Origin of the sequence: Stieleria sp., from assembly GCF_041595215.1 — a bacterium.
Classification (GTDB): Bacteria; Planctomycetota; Planctomycetia; order Pirellulales; family Pirellulaceae; genus Stieleria; species Stieleria magnilauensis.
This window is the reverse complement of record NZ_JBFHKV010000149.1, coordinates 1-11,318: the sequence shown is the minus strand read 5'-3', so window position 1 is coordinate 11,318 and position 11,318 is coordinate 1. Positions and strand designations below refer to the sequence as shown.

4 protein-coding genes are annotated in these 11,318 nt (G+C 61.3%); all 4 read left to right on the top strand.

What is annotated here, in order from left to right; genetic code table 11:
• Positions 1-139 precede the first annotated feature (139 nt).
• The 4 genes from ABX749_RS08215 (at position 140) to ABX749_RS08200 (ending at position 11,077) form a co-directional block, all read left to right on the top strand.
• Entirely contained in the window at positions 140-1,171 is a 1,032-nt protein-coding gene (locus tag ABX749_RS08215; protein ID WP_372895552.1) for an aminotransferase class I/II-fold pyridoxal phosphate-dependent enzyme, read from the top strand.
• A 368-nt stretch (positions 1,172-1,539) separates the two neighbouring features.
• Positions 1,540-2,004, top strand: a complete 465-nt coding sequence (locus tag ABX749_RS08210; protein ID WP_372895551.1) for a 4'-phosphopantetheinyl transferase superfamily protein — start codon at positions 1,540-1,542, stop codon at positions 2,002-2,004.
• 91 nt (positions 2,005-2,095) lie between these two features.
• Positions 2,096-2,860 carry an SDR family oxidoreductase gene (locus ABX749_RS08205; protein ID WP_145215507.1) on the top strand — a complete coding sequence of 255 codons (765 nt, stop codon included), beginning with the start codon at positions 2,096-2,098 and terminating at the stop codon, positions 2,858-2,860.
• Positions 2,861-2,917: 57 nt separating this feature from the next.
• Positions 2,918-11,077, top strand: a complete 8,160-nt coding sequence (locus ABX749_RS08200) for a C45 family autoproteolytic acyltransferase/hydolase (protein WP_372895550.1) — start codon at positions 2,918-2,920, stop codon at positions 11,075-11,077.
• Positions 11,078-11,318 lie beyond the last annotated feature (241 nt).

Here is an 11,318-nt window from a genome sequence, read left to right as displayed (position 1 = left end):
GCGGCTGAGTTTTCCGCACAACGACAGCGGGGCGCTGGATCGTCAATTGCAACAAATTCGGCACAAGTATCGGCGCACATTGTTTGCAATCGAGGGCGCCTACAGCATGGACGGCGATCATCCGGACTTGCCGTAGTTTCTGGAGATCAAGCGGCGGCACGACGCGTTTCTGTTGGTCGATGACGCCCACGCCATCGGCACGATGGGTACGACGGGTCGCGGCAGCCCCGAGTTCTTCGATCTTGATCCGAACGAGATCGACTTGTGGGTCGGAACGCTCAGCAAGGCGCTCGGCAGTGGGGGAGGATTCGTCGCCGGCAGTCGCGAGCTGGTCGAGTACCTCAAGTTCAGCACGCCCGGGTTCATCTACACGGTCGCTCTCTCACCGGGCAGCGCCGGAGCGGCCTTGGCGGCGCTGCGTCTGCTGCAGCAACAACCCCAGCGGGTTGCCAAACTGCAACGCAACGCCCGGCTGTTGCTCGAACTGGCCAGGCAGCGTGGGTTGGATACCGGCCCGGCGGGCGACACACCGGTCGTTCCGATCATGGTCGGAAACTCGCACACCGCGCTGCTGCTCTCACGTCGTTTGCTCAGCCGCGGCATCGATATCCAACCGATCGTCTATCCGGCGGTGGAAAACGACGCGGCGCGGTTGCGTTTCATGATCACCGCACGGCACAGCGAGGAACAAATTCGCAGAACGATTGATGCTCTGGCCGAAGATCTGAAAGAAGTCCAATCCGAAAGCGTTCCGATCGCCCAGTGGCAATCGGTCTTGTCCGGCAAGAGCCCCATGCCGTTGGATCGAGATCGATCGGGGGAATCGGACGCGGCCGCGAACCGGCAAATGCCAAGCGACGATCAGCTGTCTGACGCAAGCCTGCGGGCACCCTCGACGTCGACCGGGCAACACGATTGGACGAAGACGGACTTGCAGGATTACTTGATCAATTTCATCGTCGAACAGACCGGCTACCCTCCGGAGTTCGTCGAGATGGATGCCGACATGGAAGCAGACCTGGGGATCGATTCGATCAAGAAGGCGCAGCTGTTCGGTGAACTGGGACAGCACTTTGAGATCACGCCGGATGAAAACCTGACGCTGGACGATTTCCCGAGCTTGCAAGAAGTCTTCGACTACATCGCCGCCCAAGTAGGAATTGAGGCATGAGCAGTCGAGGCGATGAATTTTGGAAGACAGTGAGCATGCGGCTGCATCAACGCGGGTCCGCATCACCGTGGCCGTCGGTGCTGCAGTCGTGGCTTTCGCCAACCGAGCTGGAGGAACGGGACTGTTTTCGAGCGCCGAGTCGGCGTCGTGACTGGATCAGTGGACGATGGTGCGCGAAACAACTTCTGTGCCAGATGTTTTCCGAGACGGCCGACTCGCTGCTCGAGTGGCAGATTGCTTCACGCGTGTCGAAGCGCCGAGGCTGCCGCCCCACCGTCTTTCGAAATGGGATTCAACAACCGATTGATCTGTCGCTCGCCCACTGTGCGTCGATCACCGTTGCCGTCGCAGGTCAGCGTCGCCTGTCAGTGGATCGACGCGATGCCCCTGGGATTGGTGTCGATGCGGTCGATCGGACTGAACTGCCCGACAGCTTTGCGCGGACCTGGTTCTCGACCTCGGAGCGCCGCCTGTTGCAAGATTATCGCTGGCCGATCGCCGCGGGATGGGCTGCGAAAGAGGCGGCGTTTAAGGCCTGCAACGAAGGCGAATCGTTTCGGCCGGGTTGTTTGCAGATCGTCGATGTCGACGCTGACGGATGTCGGGTTCATTATGAAGCCCAACGCATGGCGGACGTGCACGTCGACGTTATTGACGACGCCATCATCGCGATTGCACGTGCCAGGCGACAAGCGCAGCGTACATCCCCGGTGGCTGACCGGCTTGTTGAATTAATCCGATCGCAGGTGGGATTAGCCGCGAGCGCGCAAGCGTACGGGCATTCATCATTTCAATTACTCACCGGCGCCCGTAGGCTCGCGCCAAACGGCTGATTAAATCAACAAGCCGTGACGCCACCGGCACACACTCTACCGGCCCTCCGGGCCTACAAAACACCGTCTTCCCGGCAAAATGCCATACACCATGATTGATCTTACAGAAAAAGTCGCATTGGTCACCGGAAGCTCGCGTGGGATCGGTCGCTCGGTGGCGATCAAGTTGGCCGAGGCGGGGTGCGACGTGATCGTCAATTACGTCACGTCGCAGAACGAGGCGTTGGCGACCGCCAAAGAGGTTCAATCGCTGGGCCGCCGATGCTGGATCGTTCGCGCCGACGTCAGCGAAGAAGACGATGTTCAATCGATGTTTGAATTCATCGAGCAAGAAATCGGACAACTGGATATCTTGGTCAGCAACGCGGCGACCGGCGGATTCCGCCACTTGCTGGACTCCAACCCCAAACACTTCGCCGCGGCGATGAACACCAACGTGCTCGCCCTGATCCACTTGGTCAAAGCAGCCGTGCCGCTGTTGGAAAGGGCGCAGGACCGCGGCAAAGTCATCGCGATTTCCAGTCACGGATCCCACATGGCGCTTCCCATGTACGGCTTGATCGGGGGATCGAAAGCGGCGTTGGAAAGCATCACGCGACACTTGGCGTTGGAACTGGGGGATCGTCGCATCAACGTCAACGTGGTTAAATCGGGGCTCGTCGAAACGGATTCGACGCGTCGCATCCCGGGGGCGGAAAAAATGTTTGCCGCCCGAACGGCCAAGACCATGATGGGAAAGCGACAGCTGGAGGCCTCCGACGTCGCCAATGCTGTCGCGTTTTTGGCCAGCCCGATCAGCGATTTGATTCAAGCGACAACCATCACCGTTGACGGGGGAGCCGCCGCACACGTGTAGTCGCACACGCATCGCTGCATGCCTGTCGCCGCGTGCCAGTCGCTGCGGAGCCGAACCATGAACGTCCATCACCATCAAGACTCTGACACGCCGCTTGCCGTGATCGGCATGGCCTGTCGTTTGCCCGGCGCGGACGACTTGGATGAATACTGGTCGCTGATGATCGAAGGCCGCAGCGCGATCGCAGAACTGCCTCCCGAGCGGTTGGATCAACGACGCTACTACGACCCTGAAATCGGACGCTTCGGCAAGACGTACTCCAAAATCGGCGGCATCGTCGGCAACCGCACGACGCCAATCGAGCCGTTTCGTCTTTCAGACCACGACATCGACAACGCGGACCATTCGCATTTGGATTTGTGTCAGGTCGCCGGTCAGGCGATTCGTGACGCCGGCCTCGATCCGCACGCTACCGGGTCGACACGTGGCGGCGTGTACGTCGGCCATCAACGCGGTTCCAACTTGATCGGCGAATTGACACTCGGCGTGATGGCCGCCCAGGCGATGGATTGTCTTCGGCAAACGGATTACGTTTCACAAATGTCCGCCCACGAGCAAACCGCCTTGGTCGAGGAAATGGCTCATCGGGTGCGTCGGGGTTTGCCCGAGCGACGTCCCGGCGGCGGCCCGTTTTTGGAAAGTTCCGAAGCGTCGCGGCTGATCTCCAAAGCGTTCGGGCTGGACGGTCCTTGTTTGTCGATCAACGCGGCGTGCAGTTCTTCGCTGGTCGCGCTGGCCGCCGGCGCCCATGCGTTACAAATGGGTGACATCGACTTGGCCGTGATCGGCGGGCTGTCTTATTGCAAGCTGGACGCATTGATCTTGTTTTCGCAAGCGCAGACCGTCAGCGGAACCGGTTCACGTCCGTTTGATGCCGACGCGGACGGACTGGTCGCCGCGGAAGGCTACGTCGTCGCGGTGGTCAAAACGCTCGAACGTGCCTTGGCGGACAAGGATCCCATTCGCGCGGTGATCCGTGGCATCGGTGTTTCCTCCGACGGCAAAGGCAAAAGTCTGTGGGCGCCGCGGCGTGAAGGACAAATCGCCGCCGTCCGCCGCGCCTATTCGGCCGACGTGGCACCGAGCTCGGTTCAGTATGTCGAAGCCCACGCGACCTCGACGCCGGTCGGTGATTCGACCGAAATCAACAGTTTGGCCGAGGCGTTTAACGAATCTTTCGAAGGCGAACTGAATCAAAAGATCCCGATCGGCAGCGTGAAAGCCAACATCGGCCATACGCTGGAGGCCGCGGGACTGGCCGGGCTGATCAAAACGGTTTTGGCGATGCAGCACCGAATGATTCCGCCGGTGATCAATTTGCGTCAGCCGAACCCGAAAGTGGATTGGGCGGCTGCGCCGTTTCAATTGCCGACGACCGCGATCCCCTGGCCGGATCCTCCGCCGGGCAGCCCCCGGCGGGCAGGCGTCAACGCGTTCGGCATTGGCGGATTGAACGTCCACGTCGTTCTGGAAGAACACTCGACCGCGACGCCAAGGCGTTTTCGATCGCCCGGCGAACAGTCCGCCGACGACCGGTCGATCGCCGTGGTCGGCGCCGCGCTGCTGACGCCCGGTGCGCGAACGATCGCTCAGTTTTGGGATCTGCTGTCGACCCGGCAGGATCCCAAGGTGCCCGTGCCGGACGATCGCTGGGATGTCCGTCTGGACCACGGGGACGAAGCCAAGCGTTGGGTGGGCGGGTTCATCCAAGATTACCAATACGATTGGCGACGGCATCGCATTCCGCCGAAACAGGTCGCCAACGCCGACCCGCTTCAGTTCATGATCCTGGACACGGTTGCCCAAGCGCTCGAAGACTCCGGATACAAGTCCAAGCTGGACCACGAGCACACCGCGGTCATCGTAGGCAATCTCGTCGGCGGCGAGGCCAGTTCTCAGCTGCTGGTCGGGCTGCGGTTGCCGGCGCTCCGCGAGGTCATCGAGACGGTGCTGAGAAACAAAGGCGTTCCGCCGGCGCAGATCGCCGAGACGTCGCAGCGATTTGCCGAGGTGCTGTTGGAGCGGATGCCGGCCCTGTTGGACGAAACCGGTGGATTCAGCAACAGCTCGTTGGCGTCGCGGATCACCAAGACCTATGACCTGATGGGCGGTGCGTTCGCCCTCGACAGCAGCGACAACTCTTCGATCATGGCGGTCAACGCGGCCCGCGGGTTCCTGTTGCGGGGCGGGTGCAAGATGGTGATCGCGGCCGGAGCGCAGCGTGACCTCGGCCCCCATGCGTTCGAATGTCTTCGCCTGGCATCGCGGCTGAGTCCGTCCGGTCGTGTCCGATCGCTCGATCAAAACTCCGACGGCATGGCGCCGGCCGAAGGCGTTGCGGTCGTGTTGCTGAAGAAATTGAGTGACGCCAAAGCCGACGGCGACGAAATTCTGTCGGTGATCCGCGAGATCGGTGTCGCGCGTCACGACGATCAACAAACCGCACAGCGACTGGCCATCGGTCGCGCCCTTTCGGGAGCGGAGGTCACACCCGAACAAGTCTCCGCCGTCGACCTTTCCGCCAGCGGTATCGCCGAGGAAGACCGTGACGAATTTCATGCGATCGCTGAGGCGTACGCCGTGCAGCGCGAGCGACCACTGCATCTGCGCTCGCTGGCGGGACAACTCGGTCACGCCGGCAGCGCAGCGGGAATGATCGCGTTGGTCAAATCATCGTTGTCGTTGAAGCATCTTCAATCGCCGGTCGGTCTGCCTGCCGATCAGCCGATCGACGCCTTGTCCCACCAAGCGTGGTGTGAACTCCCTGATGCAAACCAGGACTTGCCGCTGGTCGATCCCTCCGGCCGCGTCTTTTCCGCACTCAATTGCTACGCCAGGGGCATGGCATGTCACGTCGTGATCGAGCGGGGACAGCCCGTCCCGAGCACGTCGTCTCAATCCGGTCGCGGCAACACGATTCGCTCTGTGTCCAATCCCGATCACGGCTATCGTAGCTGGATCGCTGAAGCCGACTCGCTGTCCGAACTGATCGACAACGCCAAACAGATTGCCGCGGGCGGGTCCGTCGATTCGGCCGCCGCACGGCACCGCACGGTTTCCAACAGCATTGCTTCCAACCGCACTCTCCGGCACGGGCTGGCGATCGTCTACCGATCTGACGATGAACTTCGCAAGCGTGCGGGGCTGTTTGTTTCCCGCCACTGCGACCCCAAACGCGCTGCCCTATTTGAAAGCCAGGGCATCTACTGTGTCGAACGAACGCGGCGACCGATGGTGGCGTTCTTGTTTCCAGGTCAAGGATCGCAGTACCCGTCCATGCTGGCGGATCTGGTCCAGGAAAATCCCGTCGCCGCAGCGGCCGCCGCACGCATCGATGCCATCCTGCAATCCTTGGACTACCCGAGCTATCGAGATCTGGTCGTCGATCAAGCGGATCGCCTGGGCACTGACGTCTGGCGCACACAACTTTCATTGCTGGTCGCCGATTCGATCCTGATGGAAGTGGTCGACGCGATGGGCATCAAGCCCGATCGCATTTCGGCACACAGTTATGGAGAGTTCCCGGCGTTGGTGGCAGCCGGTGCGTGGGATTTCCGAACCGCGGCGTTGGCGACGTTTCATCGTTGTCGGTTGATCACCGAGTCCACGCAAATCGACGGCGCGATGCTCGCGGTCGACTTGGATCGCAATGAGGCGAGTCAACACTGCAACGCCTATCCGGGCGAAGCCTTCGTCGCGAACTGCAACAGCGACAGACAAACCGTCATCGCCGGCAGTCGTGGCGTGATCGAGAGCTTGAAAACGCGGATGGCCGAAGCCGGGATCCACGCCAAAATCCTCGGCGTGCCGCGTCCCTATCACACACCGTTGATGGCGCCGATTCAACCGGCGTTTCGACAGATCCTCGACCAACTGGAAATCGCCCCGCCGCGGACTCCGTTGTTGAGTAGTGTCGACAACCGCTACGTCGCCGAACCGGACGCGATCCGCGAAAACTTGGTCCGCCAGTTGGTGCAGCCGGTGCTGTACACCGACCAGATCCGGCGACTGGCCGGCGAAGGCGTGAACGTGCTGGTGGAAATCGGCCCCAACCCGGTTCTGACACGGCTGCACGAGCAGATTGTCGGGCAGATCATCGGCGACGAATCGTTGTCGATTGCGACGGACCACAGAAAGCGTCACCCGGGTGAGTCCCTGACCCGGCTGGACGCCGCATTGCGGGCCGCCGGTGTCCCGGTCGGCGGATCGGACGGCATGGAAACACGGTTGCGGCGTCCGGGCTCCGAGGGTGAGCTTCCGTTGCCGGCGTCAGAATCCGATGGGCCCGTAGGCTCGCGCCAAACGGCTGATCTGCGAATGACATCAGCCGGTTCGCGCGAGCGTCCGGGCTCCGAGAGTGATCTTCCGTTGCCGGTACCAGATTCCGACGGGCCCGTAGGCTCGCGCCAAACGGCTGATCAGCAAATAACATCAGCCGGTTCGCGCCAGCGTCCGGGCTTCGAGAGTGATCTTCCGTCGCCGGCGCCAGATTCCGAAGCGGGGCTTCAGCTTTTGTTCTTGGAGGGTTCGCCTCACGCGATGGGGGCCGCACACGGTCAAGCCATGGCGGTGGCGATACGCCGCATGCTCGATCGCTACAAAGAGATTGCAACGGGCAAGTTGGGCAGAACGCTGCCGGATCTGTCGCTCGCCAAATCGATGTTGGACAAACTGGTCGACGAATCGGCCTCGGAGGAAATGCGTGGGATGGCCGACGGCGCGGGGGTCCCCGTCGACGCGCTGCTGGAACACAACCTATACGCTTATCCGGAGATCGGCGCCGGTTGCACGCAAATCCTCGCCGGCCGACCATCGTCCACCTCGCGATCGGACGGACAACCACGCGAGACACAGTGGCTGCACGCGGCCAATGAAGACATGCCGCTGGGGCTATTTCTTCGCGACTCGATGCGACGCTGCGTTCAAGTCCGGCGACCGACCGGTGGATTGCCGCACGTGCTGTTCTCCGCCGCAGGCCACGTGTTAGGGATCAACGGCGTCAACGCGGCCGGAGTCGTCGTCACCGGTTCGATGTTGTTGGACCGGCCCCGCCGCAGCGAAACGCTTGACGGACTGCTGCACTCGATCGTCATCCGTCGCGTTCTGGAAACTGCCGAATCGGTCGACGACGCCGTCGACATGCTGCGTCGCGAGCGTACCACCGGCGGCTGGGGGATGTGCGTTTCAGACGCGTGCGGGAGCGATCCGGCCTACGTCGAATACGATTGCGGAACGTTCCGATCCGAGCGGCTGAATGACCATCGGCTGGTCAGCAATCATGCCCAACTACTACCGCCCGTCATCGACACACCCAAGCACTCCCTGTTGCGTCAACAACGACTCGAATCACTGTGGCGGCAGAAAGGCGACGAGGTTCCATCGACCGCGATGCTGCAGCGATGGTTGAGGGATCAGTACGACGAAGGCCGTGGTCGGGAAGTCCGCTTTGCGACCATGAACACCATCCGGCGAGTCGACAACCAGGTCAGCGTTCTGTTTGATGTCCGTTCCGCACGGGCCTGGGCAACGCCGGGCAATCACGAAACCGGGGCGGACGCGAATCAGTTTTTCGAACTCGACTTGCAGGAATTGATCGGACTGCAGCCGGGCGGGCGACAACCTCGACATACTGCCGCGAAGCCGAATACCGAGAAGAAACCAGAGTCGACAACCGACCGAGTGATCTCCTGGCAAGAATTTTCGCAACGTTCCACCGGTGTCGACGGTCGATCACCGCTCGATGATGCGGGCAAGGTCTGCAATCGATTCGCATTGCGGTGTATCGAAGTTCCGCCCGCTCCCCGGGCAGAGGCGGCGACGGCACTCCACGGCGGCGTCGTGTTGCTCGGTGACAACGCCGCTGCCGACACACTTGCCCAAACGCTGCAAGGTTCGGGCGTGCGATGTCTGCATCTGCGCCGGCTGGACGACGTGACCGCCGCCGTGTCCGAACTGGAAACCTTTTGTCAGAGCGGTGTGCCGACGAACCTGACCTTGCTGACGGCATGGGATGAACACGCCGCCCAGGGTGTCTCGACGGAGCATTGGCAACAACGCCGACAGAGCGGCATGTTGGTTCCGTATCAAATCTGCCAGCGTTGGCTGAAGCTGTTGAACGACAACCAGCTAGTCGGCGAGGGAACGATCGTCGGCGGTGTCCGTCTGGGCGGGCTGTTGGGATTTGACGACCGAGTGACCTCGCCCGAAGGCGGATTCGCGACAGGGCTGATCAAGGGTCTGTTGATCGAAATGGGTTTCGCCGCACAGACTTCGTTTCGAGCCCGTGTCGTCGATTTTGATGCCGATGCCGATCCGGGTTTTGTCGCGGCTCGATTGATCGACGAATCCGCCGCGGCAGCCGGACGGACGGCGGAAATCGCTTATCGCGGCTGCAAACGTCACGCCGTCGCGCCCGTGATTGTGCCCGTCAACCAACTGCCCACGACCACGGCGGATTTCGGCCGGGTCTGGGTGATCACCGGCGGCGCCCGAGGCGTCACCGCCAAGATCGCCAAAGCGATCGGTCAGCACTTCGGCGTCAAGCTGCACCTGATCGGTTCGAGTCCCTTACCGGAAATCGACGACGGTTGGCGAAACCTAAACCCCGACCAGCGAAAGCAATTACGTGCGGAAGTCGTTCGCAAGGCGCTCGAAGCGGGGGAGGTCCCGATCGATGCCTGGTCGCGAGTGGAAAAGGCCTTGGAGATCGACGAAAACCTGCGCGACTTCGCCGAATCGGGACTGGACGTCACCTACCACGCCTGTGACGTCAGCGACCATCGCGCGCTGGCACAATTGTTAGACCAGATCCGTCGAACGGACGGTTCAATCGACGGCATCGTGCACGGTGCGGGCTATGAAAAGGCGACCAGCTTTACCAAGAAGAAGCTCTCCTCGGTCCAGCGGACGATCGCTTCGAAAGTCGACGGCGCGATCTCGCTGATGGAATTGACGCGGCAAGACGACTTGAAGTTCTTTGCCGCGTTTGCATCCATCTCGGGTCGCTTCGGTGGCGTCGGGCAAACCGATTACTGTTTGGCCAACGAACTGCTGTGCAAACTGGTCAGCTGGTTCCGCCAGACGCGTCCCGAGGTTCACGCGGTCGCCTTTGATTGGCCCTCGTGGGATGAAGTCGGAATGGCCGTGCGCCCCGAATCTCGACTCGCCAAGACGCTCGTCGACGCCAAGTACATGCCCGTCGAAGAAGGCGTTGGACACTTCATCGACGAATTGCGACGCGGTTGTCCCGAAGCGGAGGTCTTGATCACGGATTGGGAACGCTACAAACGCTACTACACCGACCAGTACGTCGCTTCCTTCAGCCCCTACCCGATGATCGACCGCGTCCAGTGTGGGGATGATGAACTTGGCGGCAGCATCACGACCTCGCACGTGGTCGATCCGGTCAACGACAACTTTCTCAGCCAGCACCTGTTGCGAGGCCGACCAATCTTGCCGTTCGTCGCCGCCGCGGAAGCCTGTGCCGAAGCGGCGAGTCTGCTGACCGGTGGCCGAGCAGTGACAACGATCGAAAACTTTCGCATTGCCGAAGCGATGCGGTTTTTCACCGACCAGCCTCAGGAAATTCGTGTCCGCGCCGAGCGAACCGGTGACCAAGTCCGTTGTTCATTGCTCAGCGATTTTAAAAACCGCAAAGGACAGGTGCTCCGCAAAGAACGTGTCCACGCCGACTGCATCATCCGATCGGACCAGCCCGATGATCGCGCGGACGAACCGGTTGACTTTCCCGATGTCCCGTACATTCCGGTCCACTACCTGGATCACAAATTGTCGGTGTATCACGGCCCGATCTATCGCCAGCTGGAACAGTTTTATTATTCGCAGCAGCAGTCGTGGGCGAAAATCAGAATCGCCGACCCGGCGGAGTTTCTTTCGGCCGATAGCGGCGATCGCATCATGTTGCCCTGTGTGCTGATCGACACCTGCGTGTTTTCGGCGGGAGTTCATGAATGGACGATTGATCGGACGGCGATCGCACTGCCGCATTCGATACGTCGATTGCGGATGTTCGCGCCACCCGTGGTCGGCGAGCAGGTCACGGCCCGGATTGTCCCGCTCGAATCGACCGACAAACACGCAACGTTCAACATCGACGTCTGGGACCCGCACGGACGTCCGGTGCTGCAGATCGAAAACTATCGCGCGAATGTGCTTGTTGCGACGATCCCGCTCGATCGGGCTCAATCAGCCGATTGACACTCCATCGCGTTGAGGTCGCAGCGACTGTTTCAGGCGGCGTAGGTCAGGCTGTGCCTGACGACCCGTTGGCATGCACAGCATGCCCTACTTGCTGATGGCTGATGGCATGCACAGCATGCCCTACTTGCTGTGGCTGGTGGCATGCACAGCATGCCCTACGTGGTGGCCCCGTCTCCGATCACGCGGATGAAGATGAGCGGCCGTCGATCCACACGCCGTGGAATCCTGCCGGAACACG